The sequence below is a fragment of the Streptomyces sp. NPDC045695 genome, from assembly GCF_056432025.1.
The window spans coordinates 42144-65169 of sequence record NZ_JBWKJU010000029.1 but is presented as its reverse complement, the minus strand read 5'-3'; the positions used below and the strand labels follow the sequence as shown (position 1 = coordinate 65169).

Annotated in this window: 21 protein-coding genes and 3 pseudogenes; 15 read left to right on the top strand and 9 right to left on the bottom strand. The window is 69.5% G+C overall.

What is annotated here, in order from left to right:
• Positions 1-590: pseudogene (locus AC07DU_RS31615) on the bottom strand (sensor histidine kinase); the annotation flags it as partial.
• A gap of 148 nt (positions 591-738) precedes the next feature.
• Between AC07DU_RS31615 and AC07DU_RS31610 the strand changes: the two are divergent.
• Positions 739-1965: a serine hydrolase domain-containing protein gene (locus AC07DU_RS31610; protein WP_479115189.1), complete on the top strand. Its 1227-nt coding sequence runs from the start codon at positions 739-741 to the stop codon at positions 1963-1965.
• A 110-nt stretch (positions 1966-2075) separates the two neighbouring features.
• Complete coding sequence (locus AC07DU_RS31605; protein ID WP_479115187.1) at positions 2076-3263, top strand: serine hydrolase domain-containing protein; 1188 nt, start codon at positions 2076-2078, stop codon at positions 3261-3263.
• Positions 3264-3296: 33 nt separating this feature from the next.
• On the opposite strand, the gene AC07DU_RS31600 is transcribed toward AC07DU_RS31605, so the two are convergent.
• A complete protein-coding gene (locus AC07DU_RS31600; RefSeq protein ID WP_479115185.1) occupies positions 3297-3638 on the bottom strand; it encodes a HopJ type III effector protein in 342 nt (113 codons plus the stop codon).
• 164 nt (positions 3639-3802) lie between these two features.
• Here AC07DU_RS31600 and AC07DU_RS31595 point away from each other — a divergent pair, with 164 nt between their 5' ends.
• Both AC07DU_RS31595 and AC07DU_RS31590 read left to right on the top strand, forming a co-directional pair.
• Positions 3803-4981, top strand: coding sequence for a winged helix DNA-binding domain-containing protein (locus AC07DU_RS31595; RefSeq protein WP_479115183.1), 1179 nt, complete (start codon positions 3803-3805; stop codon positions 4979-4981).
• A gap of 45 nt (positions 4982-5026) precedes the next feature.
• The gene (locus tag AC07DU_RS31590) at positions 5027-6721 is read left to right on the top strand and encodes an AMP-binding protein (RefSeq protein WP_479115181.1); all 1695 of its coding nucleotides are present in this window, start codon (positions 5027-5029) and stop codon (positions 6719-6721) included.
• A gap of 32 nt (positions 6722-6753) precedes the next feature.
• Here the strand turns inward: AC07DU_RS31590 and AC07DU_RS31585 are convergent, their stop codons facing one another.
• Together AC07DU_RS31585 and AC07DU_RS31580 are read right to left on the bottom strand one after the other, a co-directional pair.
• The gene (locus AC07DU_RS31585; protein ID WP_360900855.1) at positions 6754-7242 is read right to left on the bottom strand and encodes a glutathione peroxidase; all 489 of its coding nucleotides are present in this window, start codon (positions 7240-7242) and stop codon (positions 6754-6756) included.
• 39 nt (positions 7243-7281) lie between these two features.
• Positions 7282-8139, bottom strand: coding sequence for a hypothetical protein (locus AC07DU_RS31580; RefSeq protein WP_479115179.1), 858 nt, complete (start codon positions 8137-8139; stop codon positions 7282-7284).
• A 257-nt stretch (positions 8140-8396) separates the two neighbouring features.
• Between AC07DU_RS31580 and gcl the strand changes: the two genes are divergently transcribed.
• From gcl to AC07DU_RS31560, 4 genes and pseudogenes are all read left to right on the top strand, one after another.
• On the top strand, positions 8397-10184 hold the full coding sequence (gcl, locus tag AC07DU_RS31575) for a glyoxylate carboligase (protein ID WP_479027991.1): 1788 nt from the start codon (positions 8397-8399) through the stop codon (positions 10182-10184).
• 275 nt (positions 10185-10459) lie between these two features.
• A complete protein-coding gene (locus tag AC07DU_RS31570) occupies positions 10460-11395 on the top strand; it encodes a transposase family protein (protein ID WP_479115177.1) in 936 nt (311 codons plus the stop codon).
• A 98-nt stretch (positions 11396-11493) separates the two neighbouring features.
• Positions 11494-11622 (top strand): annotated as a pseudogene (locus tag AC07DU_RS31565) (IS5/IS1182 family transposase); the annotation flags it as partial.
• 172 nt (positions 11623-11794) lie between these two features.
• Positions 11795-12283: a hypothetical protein gene (locus AC07DU_RS31560; protein ID WP_479115175.1), complete on the top strand. Its 489-nt coding sequence runs from the start codon at positions 11795-11797 to the stop codon at positions 12281-12283.
• A 105-nt stretch (positions 12284-12388) separates the two neighbouring features.
• On the opposite strand, the pseudogene AC07DU_RS31555 reads toward AC07DU_RS31560, so the two are convergent.
• Together AC07DU_RS31555 and AC07DU_RS31550 are read right to left on the bottom strand one after the other, a co-directional pair.
• Positions 12389-13020: pseudogene (locus tag AC07DU_RS31555) on the bottom strand (transposase family protein); the annotation flags it as partial.
• Between the two features lie 47 nt (positions 13021-13067).
• Entirely contained in the window at positions 13068-13595 is a 528-nt protein-coding gene (locus AC07DU_RS31550) for a PadR family transcriptional regulator (protein ID WP_479115173.1), read from the bottom strand.
• Between the two features lie 87 nt (positions 13596-13682).
• On the opposite strand from AC07DU_RS31550, the gene AC07DU_RS31545 reads away from it, so the two are divergent.
• Positions 13683-14435, top strand: a complete 753-nt coding sequence (locus AC07DU_RS31545) for an alpha/beta fold hydrolase (RefSeq protein WP_479115171.1) — start codon at positions 13683-13685, stop codon at positions 14433-14435.
• Between the two features lie 450 nt (positions 14436-14885).
• Here AC07DU_RS31545 and AC07DU_RS31540 read toward each other — a convergent pair whose 3' ends face one another.
• From AC07DU_RS31540 to AC07DU_RS31530, 3 genes are all read right to left on the bottom strand, one after another.
• Positions 14886-16343: a catalase gene (locus AC07DU_RS31540; RefSeq protein ID WP_479115195.1), complete on the bottom strand. Its 1458-nt coding sequence runs from the start codon at positions 16341-16343 to the stop codon at positions 14886-14888.
• Positions 16344-16588: 245 nt separating this feature from the next.
• The gene (locus AC07DU_RS31535) at positions 16589-17488 is read right to left on the bottom strand and encodes a 2-hydroxy-3-oxopropionate reductase (protein WP_360900876.1); all 900 of its coding nucleotides are present in this window, start codon (positions 17486-17488) and stop codon (positions 16589-16591) included.
• A 75-nt stretch (positions 17489-17563) separates the two neighbouring features.
• Complete coding sequence (locus AC07DU_RS31530; protein WP_479115169.1) at positions 17564-18397, bottom strand: TIM barrel protein; 834 nt, start codon at positions 18395-18397, stop codon at positions 17564-17566.
• A gap of 180 nt (positions 18398-18577) precedes the next feature.
• Between AC07DU_RS31530 and AC07DU_RS31525 the strand changes: the two genes are divergently transcribed.
• The 6 genes from AC07DU_RS31525 to AC07DU_RS31500 all read left to right on the top strand — a co-directional run bounded on the left by AC07DU_RS31525 (position 18578) and on the right by AC07DU_RS31500 (position 22828).
• Positions 18578-18829 carry a thiamine-binding protein gene (locus AC07DU_RS31525; protein ID WP_360900882.1) on the top strand — a complete coding sequence of 84 codons (252 nt, stop codon included), beginning with the start codon at positions 18578-18580 and terminating at the stop codon, positions 18827-18829.
• A complete protein-coding gene (locus AC07DU_RS31520; protein ID WP_360900885.1) occupies positions 18826-19224 on the top strand; it encodes a helix-turn-helix domain-containing protein in 399 nt (132 codons plus the stop codon). The genes AC07DU_RS31525 and AC07DU_RS31520 overlap by 4 nt, the downstream gene beginning before the upstream one ends.
• Before the next feature lie 154 nt (positions 19225-19378).
• A complete protein-coding gene (gene uraD, locus AC07DU_RS31515) occupies positions 19379-19885 on the top strand; it encodes a 2-oxo-4-hydroxy-4-carboxy-5-ureidoimidazoline decarboxylase (RefSeq protein ID WP_479115167.1) in 507 nt (168 codons plus the stop codon).
• An 8-nt stretch (positions 19886-19893) separates the two neighbouring features.
• Positions 19894-20298 carry a hydroxyisourate hydrolase gene (gene uraH / locus AC07DU_RS31510; RefSeq protein ID WP_360900891.1) on the top strand — a complete coding sequence of 135 codons (405 nt, stop codon included), beginning with the start codon at positions 19894-19896 and terminating at the stop codon, positions 20296-20298.
• 1 nt (position 20299) lies between these two features.
• Positions 20300-21223, top strand: a complete 924-nt coding sequence (gene pucL / locus AC07DU_RS31505; RefSeq protein WP_360900894.1) for a factor-independent urate hydroxylase — start codon at positions 20300-20302, stop codon at positions 21221-21223.
• A gap of 201 nt (positions 21224-21424) precedes the next feature.
• Positions 21425-22828 carry an 8-oxoguanine deaminase gene (locus AC07DU_RS31500; RefSeq protein WP_453372292.1) on the top strand — a complete coding sequence of 468 codons (1404 nt, stop codon included), beginning with the start codon at positions 21425-21427 and terminating at the stop codon, positions 22826-22828.
• The last annotated feature ends 198 nt before the right edge of the window (positions 22829-23026 follow it).

Genomic DNA, 23026 nt, shown 5'->3' with positions numbered 1-23026 from the left:
AGCCGTTCGGCCGCCGAGGGTCCCAGCAGCCGTGGCGCCGACCACCGCAGGGCCTTCGTCACCAGTACGCACACGGCCGCCGCCAGCAGGAGGCACACGGCAGCCACCACCCAGCTCCACCCGCCCGACACCCGGACCGACGTGCCCCACAGCGTCGCCCGAGCCTCGCCGCCCAGCCAGTTCCCCGGCAGGGAGACGCCCAGGATGAACAGCACTCCGCTCGCCAGCGCCCCCGCCCACCCGACGGCCACGTGCAGGACCAGCCAGAGCGGGGTCCGCCAGCGGTCGGGGGCGAAGGAACCGGAAGCGCGGCGACCGGCCACCGGATCCGGCAGCGGCATCCGCAGCAGCCGGCGGGCGGAGACGACCAGCGCCCGCCGTACGGGACGCGCCAGACCGACCAAGGCGACCAGTACCGCCCAGACCAGCAGGACCAGGAGGATCTGCACGCTCTCGGGGGCGGAGGGCCACGACAGGGCCGGCACCAGGGCGAAAGGCAGCAGCGGAAGGCTCGCCAGTGCGCCGCCAAAGGCGAACAGCGCTCCCGCATAAGTGGAGCCGCGCAGCAGCGGCCGGATTTTGCTGATCATGGTCGCCAGTATCGCGGGGCCGTTCACCGGCCGCCTCCCCCGATCGGGGGAGCGTCTTCTCCCGCCTTTCCGCGATGCGGCCCCATGCCCTCGGGAAGCAGGATCGTGCCCAGAAACCAAACGCCCACGAACTCCCAGGAGTTGACTCATGCGTGCTCAGAGCCGGCGGGGCCGTCGCCACTCGAACCGGCAGCAGGGCGGCGGCAGGCGGCGACGAGGTGGTTCGGCCGCGGCCGCGGCCGCCGTGGCCATCGGCGCCATGACGCTGGGCATCCTCGCCCCGCCCACCGCCTTCGCCTCGGCCTCCGCCTCCGCCGTCTCCGCCTTCTCCGCCGCCTCTGCCGCCGCACGGCCGGACGCCGTCCAGCGGGCCCTGGACACGCTGGTGCGCGACGACGGGCTGCCCGCCGCGCTGGCCAGCGTCAAGGACCGCAGCGGCCGCACCCGCACCTACACCGCAGGAGTAGGGGATCTGGCCACCGGAGCCAAGGTGCCGAGGGACGGCCAGATACGGATCGGCAGCAACACCAAGGCGTTCACCGCGGTCGTGGTCCTGCAACTGGTCGCCGAAGGCAAGATCGGCCTCGACACCTACATCGACACCCACCTCCCCGGCCTCGTCCGCGGAGACGGGATCGACGGACGCAACATCACCGTCCGCCACCTCCTCCAGCACACCAGCGGACTCCCCGAGTACGGCATCCACGTCGACGACGGAGAGATCAGGAACCGGTACTTCGAGCCGCGCGAGCTCCTCGACCTCGCCCTCCAGCACAAGGCCGACGCCGCTCCGGGGGAGAAGTGGGGCTACAGCAACACCAACTACATCGTGGCCGGCCTGCTCGTCCAGAAGATCACCGGCCGCCCCCTCGCCGAAGAGATGGACCGGCGCATCATCCAGCGCATCGGGCTGCGCCACACCTACTTCCCCGCCCCCGGCGACATGACCATCCGCGAGCCGCACCCCCAGGGCTACCACCGCAGCCCGCAGGACGGACCGCTGCGCGACTTCACGGAGATGGACCCCTCCGTAGGGTGGGCCGCGGGCCAGTTGATCTCCACCAACTCCGATCTCAACCGCTTCTACACCGAGCTCCTCGCCGGCCGCCTCCTCCCGCAGGCCCAGCTCGCCGAGATGCGCACGACCGTCCCCGCCGGGACGTCCGGGCTCCGCTACGGGCTGGGGCTGACGAGCAGGCCCCTGTCGTGCGGCGGCGTCTACTGGGGCCACGGCGGCGACATCGCCGGATTCGAGACCCGGGGCGGCGTCACCGACGACGGGCGCGCCGCCAACGTCGCGGTCACCACCATCCCGGAGGACGAGGCGGCCGCGCAGCACGTGAAGGACGCCGTGGACAAGGCCCTGTGCGGATAGACCGGGCCCCGGCGGCCGGCCGTAGAACGCCCCCACGATCCGAACGACCCCAACGACCCCAACGATTCCAGCGATCCCGGCGATCCCAACGACCTCTCAGGAGCTGACCCATGCCTGCACAGACACCACAAGGGCTTCGCTCGCCCGGCCGGCGGCAGGGCGCGCGGCGACGTGCCGTGCCCGCCGCGGCCGCGCTGGCCATCGGCGCCCTGACACTGGGCGTCCTCGCCCCACCCGCCTTCGCCTCCGAGCCCTCCGCCCCCTCCGCCGTCCGGCCGGGCACCGTCCAGCAGCACCTGAACGCGCTGGTGCGCGACGACGGGATGCCCGCCGCGCTGGCGAGCGTCAAGGACCGTCACGGCCGCAGCCGCACGTACACCGCGGGGGTCGGCGACCTGGCCACCGGCGCCCCCGTACCCGTCGACGGGCAGGTACGGATCGGCAGCAACACCAAGACCTTCGTCGCCGTCGTCGTCCTCCAGCTCGTCGCGGAGCGGAGGCTGGACCTGGACGCCTACGTCGACACCTACCTGCCCGGCCTCGTCCGCGGGGAGGGGATCGACGGACGTCACATCACCGTCCGCCAGCTCCTCCAGCAGACCAGCGGACTCCCCAACTACAGCAACTACCTCGGGGACGACGTCCGGTACTACGACCCCCGCGAACTGCTCGCCACGGCCCTGCGGCACCCGGCCGACTTCGACCCCGGCAAGAGGTGGAAGTACAGCAACACCAACTACGTGCTCGCCGGTCTGATCGTCCAGGAGGTCACCGGCCGCCCCCTGGCCGAGGAGATCGACCGGCGCATCGTCCGCCGCATCGGGCTGCGCCACACCTACTTCCCCGCCCCCGCTGACGCGAGCATCCGGGAGCCCCACCCCCACGGCTACTACCGGGAATCGGCGGGCGCCCCGCTGCGCGACATCACGGAGATCGACCCCTCCTGGGGCTGGGCGGCAGGCCAGATGGTCTCCACCAACTCCGACCTCAACCGCTTCTTCGGCGCACTCCTGGCCGGCCGCCTCCTGCCCGCGGAGCAACTCGACCAGATGCGCTCCACCGTCCCGGCCGAAGAGACGTTCGGCCCCGGCGCCCGCTACGGACTAGGACTCGTCAGCCGGCCGCTGCCGTGCGGCGGCCTCTCCTGGGGCCACGGTGGCAGTTTCCCGGGATACGAGAGCCGCGGCGGCGTCACCGACGACGGCCGCGCCGCCAACGTCACGGTCACCATGCAGCTCACCGACGAGGCGAGCCGACGGAAACTCGAACGCACCGTGGACACCGCCCTGTGCCGCTGAGCCGCATGCGGTCGCGGGGCCCGTACCAGGTGTTCAGCTCTTGCGGGTCAGCGGTTGCCCGGCGAAGCTCACCCCAGCCAGGCCGTGGGCGATGAGGTTGCGAATGTTGCCGTGATCCGTGTCGTCCGGCGTCACCAGCACACTGCGATAGTGCTCACCGAAGGCCAACAGCGCCTCTTCGTCGCTCAGACCTTCCAGCAGGGCCAGTCCCAGCGTCTTGCAGGAACCCTCGTTCTCGCCTGCGGCGTTTTCCAGTTCCCCGTTGCGGAACGCCTGCGGCTGATAGGTGTAGTGCGCGGCGACGAAGGCCAGGGTGTCGGCGAACTCGTGCTCACCTGATGCAAGGCTTGCCCGCAGCGCGTCCAGATCAGTCATGTGGGTGGGTCTCCTGAGTTGAACAGACGCTCCGATTGCCGTCCGTGACCGGACGACATTATCTGGTTCCGGTCCGGGCGGTGGGCCGTCGGGGTCTGCGCTCAAGGGGCGGAGCGGCGCAGTCGCGGACAGAACCTGTCCGCAAGGAGGGCTAGCTTGCTGTCATGGCCTTCAGGACGACGCACCCGACGCATCCCGTACTCGACACCCGCGCTCTCAACCGTGCCACCCTCGCCCGCCAGCTCCTGCTGAGCCGTGCCGAGATGTCCGCGCGGGACGCCGTGGCCCACCTGCTCGGGCTGCAGGCGCAGAACGTCAAGCCGCCCTACTTCCAGCTCCACGCGCGGCTCGCCGGTTTCCGCCCCGCCGAGCTGGCCGGGCTCATGGAGTCCCGTGAGGTGGTCCGGATGGTCACCATGCGTTCCACCATCCACACCCACACCGCGCACGACGCGCTCACTCTGCGTCCGCTCGTTCAGCCCGCCCGCGAGCGCGAGGTCACCTACTTCCGCAAGGGGCTCGCCGGGGTGGACCTGGACCGGCTGGCGCAACGTGCCCGCGCGTTCGTCGAGGCCGAGCCGCGCACCATGGCCGAGATCCGGGAGGAACTGCTCCTAGAGTGGCCCGGCGCCGACCCGCAGTCCCTCTCCGTCGCCGCGCGCTGCCGGCTGCCGCTGGTGCAGGTCACCCCGCGCGGGGTGTGGGGGCGCAGCGGGCAGGTCAGGCTGACCACCGTGGAGAGCTGGCTGGGGCAGGAGGCGGGCACGGCGCAGCCGGTGGACGAGGTCGTACGGCGGTACCTCGCCGCCTTCGGGCCCGCATCCGTCAAGGACATGCAGGTCTGGGCGGGGCTCACCCGGCTGCGGGAGGCCTTCGAGAGGCTGCGGCCCGGGCTGATCGCCTTCCGCGACCAGAACGGCGTGGAACTCTTCGACCTTCCCGACGCGCCCCGGCCCGACCCGGACACCCCGGCGCCGCCCCGCTTCCTCCCCGAATTCGACAACGTCCTGCTCGCGCACGCCGACCGCACCCGCGTGATCGCCCCCGCCGCCAAGGGGCGTGCCTGGACCGGGAACCAGGCCCATTGCACGCTCCTCGTCGACGGGTTCCTCGCCGGCCTGTGGAAGCTGAAGGGGGACGTGCTCACCGTCGAGCTGTTCGGCGACCTCTCGCCGGCGCAGCGCGAGGAGGTGGTCGCCGAGGGGGAGCGGATGGCCTCCGACATGGGCGGGGCCAAGGGCGGGGCCGAGGGCGCGGACACGGACACGGACACGGACACGGACACGGGCGCAGGTGAACACGCAGACAGGGTTTCCGTCCGCTTCGGGTCAATCCGCGGCTGACGCCGCTCTGGTGGTCCCCGGACCGGACGCGGCACGATGCCTGCCATGACGACCGACAGCACGCAGCACAGCGCCACCGCCCAGTTCCTGGCCGCGCGGGACTTCCTGTTGGAACGCCGCGGTGACTACGAAGCCGCCCACTCCGGATTCACCTGGCCCCGCCCCCGCCACTTCAACTGGGCCCTGGACTGGTTCGACCACCTGGCCGCCGGCAACGACGCGGACGCCCTGCGCATCGTCGAGGAGGACGGCACGAGCGAGGGCGTCACCTTCGCGGAGCTCGCCGTACGGTCCGACGCGGCCGCCCACTGGCTGCGCGAGCAGGGCGTCGCGCCCGGCGACCGGATCCTCGTCATGCTCGGCAACCAGCGCGAGCTGTGGGAGGTGATGCTCGGCGCGATGAAACTGCGCGCCGTCGTCATCCCCGCGACCCCGCTGCTCGGCCCGGCCGACCTGCGCGACCGGGTGGAGCGAGGCCGCGTCCGCCACGTCATCGCGCGTGCCGAGGACACGGCCAAGTTCGACGAGGTGCCGGGCGACTACACCCGGATCGCCGCCGGGCCGCAGGCCCCGTTCGGCTGGCGGCGGCTGGCGGACATGCACGAGGCGGCTGACCGTTCCTTCAGCCCGGACGGGGAGACGCTCGCCACCGACCCGCTGATGCTGTACTTCACCTCCGGTACCACCGCCCGCCCCAAGCTCGTCGAGCACACGCACGCCTCGTACCCCATCGGGCACCTCTCCACCATGTACTGGCTCGGGCTGCGCCCCGGCGACGTCCACCTCAACATCGCCTCGCCCGGCTGGGCCAAGCACGCCTGGTCCAACCTCTTCGCCCCCTGGAACGCCGGCGCCACCGTCTTCGTCCACAACTACACCCGCTTCGACGCCGAGCGGCTGATGGCCGAGATGGACCGGCACGGCGTGACCACCTTCTGCGCCCCGCCCACCGTGTGGCGGATGCTGATCCAGTCCGACCTCACCCGGCTCGTCCGCCCCCCGCGCGAAGCGGTCGCCGCCGGGGAGCCCCTCAACCCGGAGGTCATCGAGAAGGTCCGCGAGGCCTGGGGCATCACCATCCGAGACGGCTTCGGCCAGACCGAGACCACCCTCCAGGTCGGCAACTTCCCCGGCGTGCCCGTCAAGCCCGGTTCCATGGGCCGCCCCGCGCCCGGCTACCAGATCGTCCTGCTGGACCCGGTCACCGGCAAGGAGTCTCCTGACGAGGGCGAACTCTGCGTGGACCTGCGCACCCGGCCCGCGGGCGTGACGACCGGCTACCGCGACGACCCGGAGCGCACCGCCGAGGCCATGGCCGACGGGCTCTACCGCACCGGCGACATCGCCGCCCGCGACGCCGACGGGTACCTCACCTACATCGGGCGCTCCGACGACGTCTTCAAGGCCTCCGACTACAAGATCAGCCCGTTCGAGCTGGAGAGCGCCCTGCTGGAGCACGAGGCGGTCGCCGAGGCCGCCGTGGTGCCGGCCCCGGACGAGCTGCGGCTGGCGGTCCCCAAGGCGTACGTCACGCTCGCGGGCGGCTGGGAGCCCGGTCCGGAGACGGCCCGGGTGCTGTTCGAGCACTCCCGCGCGGTGCTGGCCCCGTACAAGAGGATCCGCCGCATCGAGTTCGCCGCGCTCCCGAAGACCGTGTCCGGAAAGATCCGGCGGGTGGAACTCCGGGAGCTGACCGCGGCCGGCTCGGCGGGGGAGTACCACGAGGCCGACCTGCTCTGAGGCCGAGCGGTACGGGGCCCCCGGGGACGTCCTTACGCGGGCAGGTGCGCCTCGATCGCCGCGATGACCTCGGGGGACTCGGGCTCGGTGCGCGGGCGGAAGCGCGCCACGACCTCACCGGCGGGGGAGATCAGGAACTTCTCGAAGTTCCACTGGATGTCCCCCGCCTCGCCCTCCGCGTCCGGGGTCTTCACCAGCTCCTGGTAGAGCGGGTGCCGGTTCTCACCGTTGACCTCGGACTTCTCCAGGATCGGGAAGGTGACGCCGAAACCGGCCGCGCAGAAGGTCTGGATGTCGTCGGCGTTGCCGGGCTCCTGCTCACCGAACTGGTTGCAGGGCACGCCGATGACGGTGAAGCCCTTCTCCTCGTACTTGAACTGCAGGCGGGCCAGTCCCGAGTACTGCGGGGTGAGCCCGCACTGCGAGGCGGTGTTCACGAGCAGTATCGCCTTGCCCTTGTGAGCCGCCAGGCTGGTGGGCTCGTCGGACAGGGTGGTCAGCGGAATGTCGTACAGGCTCATCGGGCTCTCCTCGGCAAGCGGTGAGTAACGCCCCCGAGATTAGGCCCCCGACCCCACCAGCTCGTCCGCCGGGTCGTTGACCGGCTGCGGCATGCCCGTCAGGTCCATGACGAACAGCGGTATCCCCAGATCGTCCGCGCGCGTGCGGGCGTCCTCGGTGTACCCGGCGAGCGCGAAGTAGACGCTGGTCGCGGAGGCTGTGAGTCCGTTCAGCCAGACGCACTCCACCGCCCGCAGTCCGGCCGGCGCGGTGGTCGGGTCCACCTGCGCGACCAGCCCCGGAGCCCGCAGGTCCACGGCGGCCGAGGGGATCGGGCGCCCGTCGGGCTGCCGTACGTCCTGGAAGCCGAGCCAGCGCAGGTACAGCGCGGCCGTGGCCACCGCGTCGCGGGCGGTACGGATGGTCACCGGCCGGAACGCGGGCCGCGGCACGGACGCGGTCGGCGGCAGCGGTATGTGCGGCGCGGGGGTGGAGCCCGCGTCCGGGCCAGTGACGGGCCGGTCCCTGCGGTCCTGCGGGTCCTGCGGGTCCTGTCCGGGCGGGGCCGTGGCGGCCGCGGCGGTCGCCGAGCCGGCGGACGGGCCCGTCAGACCGGCCGGGCCCGTCGGATCGGCCGGCCCCTCCTGCTGCTCCAGCGGGTGCACGGGAAGGCGCACCACCGTCCCGCAGGATCCGCACCCCACCTCCGGGTGCGGCCATTCGCTCTCCCGCCCGCAGGCTGGGCACCGCACCGCCACCCAGGTGTCCGACCAGGTGCGGTGGGTCAGCGGCAGCGGAGGCGCCGCCAGATCCAGCGGGGGATGGACCGGGCTCCCGCAGGCGCACGGGAAGACCGGTGCGGTGTAGCCGTTCTCGCGCAGGCACGCCGGGCAGCGCACCGGTACCGCTTCCGCCATGAGACCTGGACCCCCTCCGTCGCTGTGCGTGGGTCCATGCTCCACCACCGGCGACCGCCTGGGCGAGAGCGCACGCCATTTCGGGTCATCGCCCCGGTCATTTGTGCAACCGACAGGCCGAGACGCGGCTTTTGGTGGCTTCGGGGGTCCCCCACTGCCTTGACGAGAGGGAGCGCCCCGCATAGCTTGTTCCGTATAGCAGAACAAAACTTCCGGATTACGGAAAAGCCTGACCGCCAGACCCGCAGGAGAACTCGATGCCCCGTATGACAGCCGCCGCCGCTGCAGTGGAGATCCTCAAGATCGAGGGCGTTTCGCAAGCGTTCGGCGTGCCCGGCGCTGCGATCAACCCGTTCTACCGGGAGCTCAAGAACGTGGGCGGCATCAACCACACGCTGGCCCGCCACGTCGAGGGCGCCTCGCACATGGCCGAGGGCTACACCCGTGCCAAGGCGGGCAACATCGGTGTCTGCATCGGTACGTCCGGTCCCGCCGGCACCGACATGATCACCGGCCTGTACTCGGCCATCGCGGACTCCATCCCGATCCTGTGCATCACCGGTCAGGCCCCGGTCTCGAAGCTCCACAAGGAGGACTTCCAGGCCGTCGACATCGCCTCCATCGCCAAGCCGGTCACCAAGGCGGCCACCACCGTCCTGGAGGCCGCGCAGGTCCCCGGCGTCTTCCAGCAGGCCTTCCACCTGATGCGCTCCGGCCGTCCCGGCCCGGTCCTCATCGACCTGCCGATCGACGTCCAGCTGACCGAGATCGAGTTCGACCCGGCGACCTACCAGCCGCTGCCGGTCTACAAGCCGACGGCCAACCGCGCCCAGGCCGAGAAGGCCCTGCAGTTCCTGCTGGAGTCCGAGCGCCCGCTGATCGTCTCCGGCGGCGGCATCATCAACGCCGACGCCTCCGACCTGCTGGTCGAGTTCGCCGAGCTGACCGGCGTCCCGGTCATCTCCACCCTCATGGGCTGGGGCACCATCCCGGACGACCACGAGCTGAGCGCGGGCATGGTCGGCGTCCAGACCTCGCACCGCTACGGCAACGCGACCTTCCTGGAGTCGGACTTCGTCCTCGGCATCGGCAACCGCTGGGCCAACCGTCACACCGGTTACAACCTGGACGCCTACACCAAGGGCCGCAAGTTCGTCCACGTCGACATCGAGCCCACCCAGATCGGCAAGATCTTCGCCCCGGACTTCGGCTTCGCCTCCGACGCCAAGGCCGCGCTGGAGCTCTTCATCGAGGTCGCCAAGGAGCTCAAGGCCGAGGGCAAGCTGCCCGACTTCAGCGCCTGGGCCGCCTCCGCCCAGGAGCGCAAGGCCACGCTGCAGCGCCGCACGCACTTCGAGAACATCCCGATGAAGCCGCAGCGCGTGTACGAGGAGATGAACAAGGCCTTCGGCCCGGAGACGCGCTACGTCACCACCATCGGCCTCTCCCAGATCGCCGGCGCGCAGATGCTGCACGTCTACAAGCCGCGCAACTGGATCAACTGCGGCCAGGCCGGCCCGCTCGGCTGGACCATCCCGGCCGCGATCGGCGCCGCCACCGCGGACCCGGAGACCCCGATCGTCGCGCTCTCGGGCGACTACGACTTCCAGTTCATGATCGAGGAGCTCGCGGTCGCCGCGCAGCACAAGGTCCCCTACGTCCACGTCCTGGTGAACAACGCCTACCTGGGTCTGATCCGTCAGGCGCAGGGCGGCCTGGGCATCAACTTCGAGGTCAACCTCGAATTCGAGAACATCAACACCCCCGAGCTGGGTGTCTACGGTGTCGACCACGTCAAGGTCGCCGAGGGCCTGGGCGTCAAGGCCATCCGCGTCACCGACCCGGAGGAGCTGGGCGCCGCCTTCGAGCAGGCCAAGAAGCTGGCCCAGGAGTTCCAGGTCCCGGTCGTCGTCGAGGCCATCCTGGAGCGCGTCACCAACATCTCGATGAGCAAGACGGTCGACATGAGCGACGTCACCGAGTTCGAGGAACTCGCCACCGAGCCGGGCCACGCCCCGACCGCGATCAAGGCCCTCCAGGTCTGATCAGCCCCAGCAGGCCCGGCACTCGGTAACCCCGTAGCCGCGTAGCCCTGTCCCACACGACGACCCCCGCCCCTCCTCCGAGAGGGCCGGGGGTCGTTCCACGTGCCAGCAGCCCGTGTCGACCTGCCTTGGCCGGGGCAGGTAGCCCCTACAGACGAGGCGGCCACACACCACCAGAAGCCGACAAACCATCACCGCAAACACCGTTGCAGTACTAACGAGCTCGTGCATGGTTGGCGGTGCGATGCTGGAGCTTGATCCCTGATCATGTTCGTGTGGTGGGGAATGAGGCTCGTGCAGCGATCGTCAGCGACCGGCGGATCACAGGACTGCGGGCCGAGGTGATCGCGGAACTCGTCGCCGAGGTGGGTCCGTTATGGCATGAACGGCATCAGGCGGGACTGGAGTCCAGGCCGCGAAAGCGGGCCGTCGGGGCCGGCGCAAAGCACCGGCTGGTCTTCATCGACCGGCTCCTGGCCACGCTCGTCCATCTCCGCCACGCAACCACTCATGACGTGCTGGCCTGCTGGTTCGGCGTCGACCGTTCCACGGTCACCCGGGCGATCGGCGAGGTGCGGCCACTGCTCGCCGAGCGGGGCTGCACCGTCGCCACCGGCATCCGGCTCCGCACCCTGGCCCAGGTCATCGACCACCTCGGCGCCAGCGGAGAGGCCGGAATCATCGACGGCACCGAGATCCGAGTCCGGCGGCCAGCCGCAGGCCGCAGGGACCGGGAGAAGTTCATCTCCGGCAAGAACAAGCAGAACGCCGTGAAGACCATGGTCCTCACCGACTCTGCTGGCGGGTTGTTGTTCTGCAGTCCAGCCCAGCCGGCAAGCTGTGCCGACATCACCCATGCCCGGCAGTTGGGCCTGGTCAAGCACCTGGTCAACGGCCCGGCCGTGGAAGTTCTCGCTGACGCCGGCTATCAGGGGCTGGGTGCTCAGACCGGGGGCCGTGTCGTGACACCACCGCACCGCAAGTTCAAGAAGAACCCGCCAGAGTGGTACGAGGAGATCTACGAGCGGCAGCGCAAGGCGCATTCCTCACGGCGTATCCGCGTCGAGCACGGCATCGCACACCTCAAGAACTGGCGAGCCCTCGCCCGGCACCTGGGCCGACGCGAGCACATGAGCGACACGATCCAAGCCGTCGCCGGACTCCTTTCACACCAGCAGACCGTCACCCGCGGGGCCAGTCAGCGACAGTGAGCGCCGGGCCGACCTGCACCTTTCGACGGGTCACCGCCAAACATGCACGAGCTCGTAAAGGGTGTTGCAGAAGGCTTCGGTTCGGGCATTTCCCCTGTCTGGATGGGGTGTTGAGGGCTGACTCGTTGTGGGTGGAGACGTTTACGGGCTTGCGGATCGAGCGGTTCGTGAAGCTGGTGAAGGTGGTGCGGGAGCGGGGCGGTAACGGGCCGGGCGGTGGCCGGCCCACCAGTCGAACAAGGGCGCCAAGTCTCAGTATAATTTTGAAACCCAGCAATTCGACGGACTTCCGCGATCCATCCAGAAGGCTGCAGGAAACACTCCGGGGTTTGTCGGAGCGATCAGAAAGGGCCTCTCTGCTCTCGGGGAGGGATGATAACCATGCGAGTGAATCAGAAGATGGCGGAACTCCTGACGAAGTACCCCCCGGTTGGGCTCACGGACCAGGACGTCCCGCCCATGTTCCGCGAGGTCAAGGAGGAAGGCTGGGTATACACGCCCAACGGAGCGCGCGTGCTGAAGGGGCTGATTCCCGATTTCGCCGCGTCCTACTTCGACGTGCTCCAGGAGGAGACGTCGATCAACGGGCGGGGCATGATCGGCTACGACCTCCCCGTAACAGAATCCGAGCGGACGGGTCCCCTCCTCAGGCGCTGCCTCGCGTACGCGTTCGCTTGCCTCGGAGAGGCTGAGAAGCGGTTCGGTGACCAGGAGACGCGGTCCTACATCGTCCTGTCGTTGGGCGGTGTCGACGACGACCTCTTGACGGCCTCCGTAACTTTCTGCACCCACGACCCCAATACCCCTCCCTACGTTCGCGACCTTGAGAGCGTTCAGAACGAAGCCGTTGTCGAACTCGTCCTGCGCGACCGTGATGCCTGGTGCTAGTACTGCAACGGTGCTAGCAGGAATGGTTTGTTGGCTTCACGCCGCCGCCAGTGTGACCAGTGGAGGACGTGGTCGGTTCGTGGGCGGGGCGGGTGAGTCGGTGGATCAGGCGTCGGAGCTCGGGGGGAGTGAGGGGTATGAGTTGAGGGGGGTCCCCTTCTGCTTTCCCGGTGTCTGGTTGGCTGGTCTGCAGGACGGTGAGGCCGTGGGCGGCCATCGCGAGGGTCATGTGGCGGCGCCAGCCTTTGTAGCGGCGGACGTGGTAATCATCCAGGCCGCATTCCTGTTTCGCGGTTTGGAGGCATTCCTCGAACTCCCACCGGGCACTGGCCATACCGGCCGGGCAGTAGGCGACGTAATAGGAGATCTGGTCCGGGCGGCGGATGCTTCGGCGGGCGATGACCCAGTGCCGGCGGTCCCCGCGGTGCCAGGGGCGGGCGGACCTCGACCTGCCCCCAGTCATAGGCGCGCGGGCCGTGGGCGCCGTCGCCGTAGGAACGGCGCTTCCACTTCTGCCGGGGCAGCCCGGGAACAGGTTGTGGACGGGGTGGTCGATCACCCAGCCGGTGACGACGGTGTCGTGATAGGCGGTGGATATGACGTGGAAGACATGGCCATCACCGCTACGTCTGAAATGCAACCGTGCCGTCGATGCCAGCGGCCCCGGACCGTTCGCGGTCAGCCTTTGATGACGTGGGCAGATACAGACGCCGGTCGATCAACGTGCGGCCACGGCCGCCGTCGGCCGGTTTGGGGCGGCGGCCAACGAGCTAACAAGGCGCCCCTAGGTGCTCTCCAGGTCGGTGAGGGTGGCGCGGAGCCAGGTGAGTTCCGTGCGGGTGGTGGCGCGGGCGATGGTGAGGATGCCGCGGCGGAACGGGTCGTCCAGTTCTTCGGCGCGCAGGGGGCGCTCGCCGTCGTAGAAGAAGCTGGCGGGTTCCTCCAGGAAGGCGAGGCGGCGGCGCAGGACCGCGGTTTGGGCGGCGGGGTCGTCGAGGTGGCGCAGGAAGGCCAGGAGGGTGAACCAGCGGTTCTCGTCGGTCACTTCGGGGCCGTCCGCGTCGGCGAGACGGCGCCTGAGTTCCTCCCGGCCGGTGGGGGTGAGGGTGAGGACCTGGCGGGGCGCGGCGGCCGGGCCGGGCCGGGTCTCGCGTACCAGCAGGCCGGCCCTCTCCAGGCGCTTGATGGCCGGGTAGATGGTCGACTCGCCCACCGGGCGTACGTGGCCGGTGAGGGCGGTGATGCGTTTGCGCAGCTCGTAGCCGTGCAGCGGGGCCTCGTAGAGGAAGCCGAGGATGGACAGTTCCAGCATGCCCGCATTCTCTCGCAGGAGGACGCTGTCGCAGTACTACGTCGACGTAGTACTGTGGCGGCGAGGTATACGAGAGGGGTGTGCACGGTGCGCGAGGCACGATTCGACGAGCGGGGCAGCGTCATCCGATGGACCGAGGCGGCCGGCGAGGACCCCGCGGTCGTGTTCGTGCACGGCCTCGGGGCCGCGTCGACCGTCTACCACGCGCACATCGCGGCCCGCCCCGAACTCGCCGGCCGACGTGTCCTCTTCGTCGACCTGCCGGGGCATGGCATCAGCGACCGGCCCGCCGACTTCGACTACCGGCTCGAAGACCACGCCGACGCCCTGGCCGCCGCGCTCGACGCGGCCCGGGTGCGCGGCGGGGTGATCGCCGGACACAGCATGGGCGGTGCGGTCGCGATCGTTCTGGCCCACCGCAGGCCCGATCTGGTGGGACGGCTCGTCGTCACCGAGGGCAACCTCGACGCGTTTCCGGAGCCGACGGCCGGCAGCAGCGGCATCGCGTCGTACACGGAGGAGGAGTTTGTACGGGGCGGGGGCTTCGCCCGCGCCCTTGAGCGCGTCGGCCCGGCCTGGGCGGCCACCATGCGCCTGGCCGATCCACTCGCCCTGCACCGCTCCGCCACCCACCTGGTATGGGGCACCGAGCCCGTGATGCGGGACATGTTCGTCCACGCGCGCGTCCCGCGCGTCTACCTGCAGGGCGAGCTCAGCGGCGACCTGCCCGGCGCGGACGGGCTCCGGGCCGCCGGCGTGGACGTCGTGACCGTCCCCGGCGCCGGCCACAACATCATGTTCGACAACCCCGACGTCTTCGCCGACGCGGTGGCCGCCTAGGGGGCGTCTGGCGGGTCAGTCCTCACCCTCTCCCCGGTACCCCGAAACGACAAAGCGCCGAGTCACGGGACCGTCCGTGACTCGGCGCTCTGGTTGGTTCCGCCCGACGGAGCGAGGCTGGCGCGACAGGACGTTCGCGCCGCCGGGCGGAGTAGGAGGTCCTCGTACCCCCGGGGGACTCTGTGCGCGGCCCCCGCGGGAAGAGGATGGCTGGGACCGTGGTGGGCGGGCGACGAGAACTCCGGCGCCGTCTCCCTCAGGTCAAGAGACGGGCCTCGGAACCCATTACCACCGCACTGGCTCGCACGCCCACCACGGTCCTCACGCGGCGCCAGCCGCATAAGCTGGCGCAGTCTGCCCTCACTGCGTACCACCCCTCATCCGGGCAAGCAGCTCGGGCCAGCACCCGGGGCCTGACCTCCCGTCAGGCCCCCGGTACAGCTGTGCGGCTCAGGCGTCGCGCAGGGCGCGGACGGCCTCCTCGACGCGCTTGCCGTAGTCGGCGTCGGCGGCGTGGAAGTGAGCCAGGTTCTTCTCGATGACGTCTTCCAGGGTGACCTGGGACAGGCCGCCGGCGATGTTCGCCACCAGACGCTGCTTCTCGGCCTCCGACATCAGGCGGTAGAGCTCACCGGCCTGGAAGAAGTCGTCGTCCTTGGTGTGGGCCGGGGCCTCGTGGGTGCCCGTGTAGCCGGAGACGGCCTTCGGGGCGCCCAGCGCCAGACCGGTCTCGGCCGGACCCTGGTACGAGTTGGGCTCGTAGTTCTTGTCGTGGCGCGAGCCGTTGCGCAGCGCCATGACGCCGTCGCGGCCGTAGTTGTCGGCCTTCGTCGCCTTCGGGGCGTTGACCGGCAGCTGGGTGTGGTTCACACCCAGGCGGTAGCGCTGGGCGTCGGCGTACGCGAAGAGACGGCCCTGGAGCATCTTGTCCGGCGAGGCGGTGATGCCCGGGACGAAGTTGTTCGGGGAGAAGGCGGACTGCTCGACCTCGGCGAAGACGTTGTCCGGGTTGCGGTCGAGGACCAGACGGCCCACGCGCTGCAGCGGGTAGTCGGCGTGCGGCCACACCTTGGTGAGGTCGAACGGGTTGAAGCGGTAGTCCGCGGCCTCGGCGGCCGGCATGATCTGCACGTACAGGGTCCACGACGGGTTCACACCGCGCTCGATGGCCTGGAGCAGGTCGGTCTGGTGCGAGTTGGCGTCCTTGCCGACGAGCTCGGCGGCCTGCTCGGAGGACAGGCAGCGGATGCCCTGGTTCGTCTTGAAGTGGTACTTGACGAAGAAGGCCTCGCCCCGGGCGTTGGTCCACTGGTAGGTGTGGGAGCCGTAGCCGTTCATGTGACGGTACGACGCCGGTATACCGCGGTCACCCATCAGCCAGGTGATCTGGTGCGTCGCCTCGGGGGCGTGCGCCCAGAAGTCCCAGACGTTGTCCGGCTCCTGCTTGCCCGTGAAGGGGTCGCGCTTCTGGGAGTGGATGAAGTCGGGGAACTTGATCGGGTCCTTGATGAAGAACACCGGGGTGTTGTTGCCGACGAGGTCGTAGTTGCCCTCTTCGGTGTAGAACTTCAGCGCGAAGCCGCGCGGGTCGCGGACGGCGTCCGCGCCACCGAGGGAGTCCGCGACGGTGGAGAACCGCAGGAAGGTCTCGGTCTTCTTGCCGACCGTGTCCAGGAACGCGGCGCTGGTGTACGCGGTGACGTCGTCGGTCACCTCGAAGTAGCCGTACGCGGCCGAGCCGCGGGCGTGCACCACGCGCTCCGGGATGCGCTCGCGGTTGAAGCGGGCGAGCTTCTCCAGGAGCTGCTGGTCCTGGATCAGGAGCGGGCCACCGACGCCGGCGGTGGCGGAGTTCTGATTGTCGGCGACCGGGGCGCCGGACTCGGTCGTCAGCGTGCGCTTCGACATGGTGACCTTCCGTACGGGTAACTGCTGACGGAAAGTGTCTTCCGTCATGCGGAGCCTAATTTCGGCACGAACTAAACGTCAACAGTTTGTTGAACGAAGTTGAGGAGAGGTAATCCGGACGGCGTCGGCACTTGGGCGCGACAGGACAGGTGTCAGCACCGACGCCATCCGGAAACTCAGGCCCCCGTGAGGGGGAGGGGTGCCCCCGTGAGGGGGAGGAGCGGCCCGGCGAGCGGGCCGCGGGCTCAGACCTGCGCGCCGGAGAGGCGCTCGACGGCGCGGAGCAGGGCCGAGTGGTCCAGGCCGCCGTCACCCTGGGCGCGCAGCGAGGCCACCAGCTGGGCGACGACCGCGCCGACCGGCAGGGCCGCACCGACGTTGCGGGCGGCGTCGGTGACGATGCCCATGTCCTTGTGGTGCAGGTCGATCCGGAAGCCGGGCTTGAAGTCGCGGTTCAGGAAGTTGTCCTTCTTGCGGGTCAGGACCGTGGAACCGGCGAGCCCACCGTTCAGTACGTCCAGGGCGGCCTGGAGGTTCACGCCTGACTTCTCCAGGAACACCACGGCCTCGGCGCACGCCTGGATGTTCACCGCGACGATGAGCTGGTTGGCGGCCTTCACCGTCTGGCCGGAACCGTGCGGACCGCAGAGCACGATGGTCTTGCCGAGGGCCTCCAGGACCGGCAGGGCCTCGTCGAAGTCGGCCTGCTCGCCACCCACCATGATCGACAGGACGGCCTCGATGGCGCCGGCCTCGCCGCCGGACACCGGGGCGTCGATGACGCGGATGCCCTTCTCGGCGGCGTTCTTCGCGAGGTCGATCGAGGTCTGGGGCGTGATCGACGACATGTCGATGATCAGCGCGCCGGACTTCGCGTTCTCCAGGATGCCGTTCTCACCGTAGGAGATGGCCTCGACCTGCGGGGAGGCGGGCACCATCGTGATGATGACGTCGGCTTCCTTGACCGCCTCGGCGATCGAGCCGGCCGCGGTACCGCCGGCGGCGGCCAGGCGGTCCAGCTTGTCCTGCTCCAGGGTGAAGCCGGTGACCGAGTAGCCGGCCTTGAGGAGGTTCTCGGCCATGGGGGAGCCCATGATGCCGAGTCCGATCCACGCAATCGACGGGAGCGCAGTGGGGTTGCTCATGATGAGGGTCCTTCTCTTAATGCTTTGTACGAAAAGTTCGTGACGTGCCTGGCGGATCGCCTGGACTTTGTCCGCCTACTTCGCGGCGCGGGCCTCGGCCGGCAGCCATGCGAAGGACGCGGCAGCGTCGGCGGCCTTGTACTCCAGGCCTACGTAGCCCTCGTATCCGGCCTTCTTCAGCTGGTCGAGCAGCTCCTCCAGGGGCAGCTCGCCGGTGCCGGGGGCACCGCGTCCGGGCTTGTCCGCGATCTGGACGTGCCCGGTCTTGGCGGCGTACTTTTCGATGACCCCGGAGAGGTCCTCATCGTTCATCGCCAGGTGGTACAGGTCGAGGAGGAACTTGGCGTTGCCGAGGCCGGTGGCCTCGTTGACCTTGTCCACCACCTCGATGCCCGCCGGGGCGCTCACCAGGGGGTAGAGCGGCGACTCGGGCTTGTTGAGGGTCTCGATCAGGAGGATCGCGCCGACGCGGTCGGCGGCCTGAGCGGCCACGACCAGGTTCTTCAGCGCGAGCTCGTCCTGGACGGCCGGGTCCACGCCTTCGACGCGGTTGCCGTAGAGGGCGTTCAGCGCCTTGCAGCCGACCGAGGCCGCGAAGTCGGCGGCCACGTTGATGTTGGCGTTGAAGCGCTCCGACTCCTCACCGGGAACCGATACCGCGCCGCGGTCCGGGCCCGGCAGCTGGCCGGCGTAGAAGTTCAGTCCCACCAGCTGGGTGCCGGCGTCCTCAAGAGCCTTCTTGAGGGCGTCGAGCTCCTCCTGTGCGGGGGTGGGGGTCTCGATCCAGGGCCACCACAGCTCGACCGCCGTGAAGCCCGCCGCGGCGGCGGCCGCGGGACGCTCCAGGAGCGGGAGTTCCGTGAAGAGGATCGAAAGGTTCACATCGAAGCGCTGGTCCGTGTATCCCATGAGGGGTGTGCGCTCCTTCCGTATTGCGGAAGTTAGTTTCTGCTTGATGGAAGACTGCATGGGGTTCCGCGCGGATGTCAAGTGCGGACTCCCGGAAAACCCCGCCCGCCCGTCGCTCGACCGCCGCCCCTCGAGGAGGCGCGTTCGCGCCGCCGCTTTTCATCCGGGTAGCTTGACCGCGTGCGATTGAGAGTGGAGTTCACGACCGAGCCCTTCGATCTCGAAGAGGCTCCTGCCCATGCCGTGGCCGCCCGCGAGGTCATCCAGAAGGCCCAGCTGGACGCGGTGGACGTCGGCCCGTTCGGCAACACCGCCGAGGGTGAGGCCGAGCGCGTACTGGACGCGGTGCGCGCGCTGCTGCGCGATTCCCTGGAGGCCGGAGCCACGCGCGTCTCGCTCCAGGTCAACGTGATCGGGGAGGACACCCCATGACCGAACCCCGCGACCACCCCTTCGTCGCCGCGGTCAAGCCGCTGGTGGACGCCATGGGCGGGGAGCTGATGGATCCGGCCCTGGCGCAGCCCGACGACGTCGTCCTCAGCTGGGAGGGGCAGGACCTGCTCGCCGTGCGCCTGCCGCAGCTCTCGGACTCGCTCGACCACATCCTTGCGGCCCTGGAGCGCCGCCACGGCGTACCGTTGGCGCAGCTCGACCGCAAGACCAAGCAGGACGTCGTGCGGATACTGGAGGCGCGAGGCGCCTTCTCGGTGCGGCACGGGGTGGAAACGGTCGCGAGCGCCCTGGGCGTCAGCCGTTTCACCGTCTACAACTACCTGAACAGGGACTCCGGCGCCGCGAAGGGGTCCGCCAAGCGCAGCCCGGAGTGAGCGTTTCCTGACCCACAGCGACGAGCCGCCGCCCAATTCACCCGGGCGGCGGCTTTTGTGTACGGGAAGTTTCAACAAAGTGTTGACGCCGTGTGGTGGAGGGCGTTAGCTATGCGCAGCCCGTCAAAGCAACAACAGGCCACGGAGGCCTACCGTGACTTCGAGTCCGACCCCGGGTCTCACCCGGTTCAACGCCTTGGACGACAGCGCGGCCACGGCCGAGCTGCACGAGGTCTGCGCCAGTTCGGCGTGGGGGAGCAAGATGCTCGCCCAGCGCCCCTTCACCAGCGCCGAGGCCCTGTTCGCCGCGAATGAGGCCGCCATGGCGGAGCTCACCGCGGACGACCTGGCCGAGGCCATGGGAGGCCACGCGCCGATCGGCCGGCCGAAGCCGGGAGACCCGACCTCCGCCCGCGAGCAGCGCGGCATGGCCGGTGCCTCGGAGGAGCTCAAGAACGAGCTCCTCGAACTGAACCTGGCCTACCAGAAGAAGTTCGGCCACGTCTTCCTCATCTGTGCCACCGGTGCGACCGGTGAGTTCATGCGGGACGCGGTCAAGGTCCGGATCGACAACTCGCCGCAGCAGGAGCGGGAGATCGCCCGCGGTGAGCTCGTCAAGATCAACAAGATCCGCCTGACCCGACTCGTCGAAGGAGAGTGAAGCCGCGCATGAGCACGGAGACCACCGCGTCGGTGTCCACGCACATCCTGGACACCAGCATCGGCAAGCCCGCCGAGTCCGTCGCCGTCTCCCTGTCGGCCCGTGCGGGCCTCAACGGGGAGTGGACGGCCCTGGGCGGCTCCGCCACTGATGCGGACGGGCGCTGCAAGGACCTGCCGGCGCTGCCGGAGGGCACCACCCACGTGCGTCTCGACTTCGAGACCGAGACGTACTTCTTTCACAAGCACAGTTCCGATCAGCAAGCCGAGGCGCAGCAGGACGCCCCCCGCGTAAGGGACAGCGGTGCGTTTTTCCCGGAAGTGACGATCACGTTCGCGGTCACTCCCGGCGAGCATTACCACGTACCGCTGCTGCTCAACCCGTTCGGCTACTCCGTTTACCGAGGGAGCTAGCATGGCCACGATTCTGGGCCAGAACCAGTACGGCAAGGCAGAGAACCGCGTCGTCAAGATCACGCGGGACGGCGACACCCACCACATCAAGGACCTGAACGTCTCGGTCGCCCTCTCCGGCGACATGGACGACGTCCACTACTCCGGCTCCAACGCCAACGTCCTGCCGACGGACACCACCAAGAACACGGTGTACGCGTTCGCCAAGGAGCACGGCATCGAGTCCGCCGAGCAGTTCGGCATCCACCTGGCGCGCTGGTTCGTGAACAGCCAGGAGCCGATCCAGAAGGCGCGCATCCGGATCGAGGAGTACGCCTGGGACCGGATCGCCACCTCGGACGCCAACTCCAAGTTCATCGGCTCCGACGAGGTCAACCACTCCTTCGTCCGCCAGGGCATGGAGACCCGCGTCACCCAGATCACGTACGACGGCAAGAACTGGGAGGTCATCTCCGGCCTCAAGGACCTCGTCGTCATGAACTCCACGAACTCCGAGTTCTGGGGCTACGTGAAGGACAAGTACACGACGCTGAAGGAGGCCTACGACCGCATCCTGGCCACCCAGGTGTCGGCCCGCTGGCGCTTCAACTGGTCGGACGACGAGCAGCGGATGCCCAACTGGGAGAAGTCCTACGCCGAGACCAGGAAGCACATGCTCCAGGCCTTCGCGGAGACCTACTCCCTCTCGCTGCAGCAGACCCTGTACCAGATGGGTTCGCGCATCATCAACCACCGTTCGGAGATCGACGAGGTCCGCTTCTCGCTTCCGAACAAGCACCACTTCCTCGTGGACCTTGAGCCGTTCGGCCTCAAGAACGACAACGAGGTGTACTTCGCCGCGGACCGTCCGTACGGCCTGATCGAGGCCACGGTCCTGCGTGACGGCGTCGACGCCCGTATCCCCGTGGACATGACCAACCTCTAGAGCGCCGCCCGAACGCGGCACGCGCGTCCCGGGGCACCGCAGTGGCCCCGGGACGCCGCGACACCTTCAGCTTCCTGAATCGGCACCCGGACGCACCCCACGGGGCGGCAGTACTGTCAGCTGTCAAGGCCCCCGCTCCGGCACTCAAATCTCCTGGGCCTTGCCGTGCCCACACCGCCACTGAAAGCACGAGGAAGTCCCATGGCAGCATCGGCAGCCCCTGACAGCGCGCTCGAGCGCATCGTCATCGAGAACTGCGCGATTGCGACCGTCGACGCGAACGACACCGAGTACGCCTCGGGCCACGTGGTCGTCGCCGGCAACAAGATCGAGTCCATCGGCGCGGGCAAGGCCCCCGAGAACCTCGAGAACGTGGTCCGCCGCATCGACGGCACGGGACACCTCGTGACCCCCGGCCTGGTCAACACGCACCACCACTTCTACCAGTGGATCACGCGCGGCCTGGCCACCGACCACAACCTCTTCAACTGGCTCGTCGCGCTGTACCCGACGTGGGCGCGCATCGACGAGCAGATGGCCTACACGGCCGCCCAGGGTTCCCTGGCCGCGATGGCCCGCGGCGGTGTCACCACCGCCATGGACCACCACTACGTGTACCCGAAGGGCGCCGGCGACCTCTCCGGCTCGATCATCCGCGCCGCCTCCGAGATGGGCGTCCGCTTCACCCTCGCCCGCGGTTCCATGGACCGCAGCGAGAAGGACGGCGGCCTGCCGCCGGACCACGCGGTGGAGACCCTGGAGGGTGCGCTCGCGGACACCGAGGCGACCGTGAAGAAGTACCACGACGCCTCCTTCGACGCGATGACCCAGGTCGCCGTCGCCCCCTGCTCCCCCTTCTCCGTCTCCACCGAGCTGCTGAAGCAGGGCGCCGAGCTGGCGCGCCGCCTGGGCGTGCGCATGCACACGCACGGTTCCGAGACCGTCGAGGAGGAGCAGTTCTGCAAGGAACTGTTCGGCATGGGCCCGACCGACTACTTCGAGTCGACCGGCTGGCTCGGCGAGGACGTGTGGATGGCGCACAGCGTCCACATGAACGACTCCGACATCGCCGCGTTCGCCCGTACCAAGACGGGTGTCGCGCACTGCCCGTCCTCCAACGCCCGTCTGGCCGCCGGCATCGCCCGCGTACCGGACATGCTCGCCGCCGGCGTCCCGGTCGGCCTCGGCGTGGACGGCACCGCCTCCAACGAGTCCGGTGAGCTGCACACCGAGCTGCGCAACGCGCTGCTGATCAACCGCCTCAACCCGGTCCACCGCGAGCGCGCCCTGAACGCGCGTCAGGCCCTGCGCCTGGGTACGTACGGTGGCGCCCAGGTCCTCGGCCGCGCCGCGAACATCGGCTCGCTGGAGGTCGGCAAGTGCGCCGACCTGGTCCTGTGGAACCTGAGCACCTTCCTGCACTCCTCGATCGCCGACCCGGTCACCGCGCTGGTCTTCGGTGCGGCCGCCCCGGTGACCGCGTCGTTCGTCAACGGCAAGCAGATCGTCGAGGACAACCGCCTCCTCTTCGCCGACGAGGACGCCATCGCCGTGTCCACCCGGGAAGAGGCCCAGCGCCTCGCGCGGATCACCGCGCAGGGCTGATCTCCCCCTGGCTGCGCCGGGAGGACCCCCAGAAGTCCGGCCGGGGGGGACGGCCTCCGGCCGGCGGCCGCGGACCCGAGCGGGGTCCGCGGCAGCCGTTCCCGGGAAGCGCCCGAGGAGATCCGAAGGCGCCCCCGGGGACGGTGACTGACGCCATGGGCTCCGCCCTGCGCGCGAACGTACGCGGAACGGTTTGGG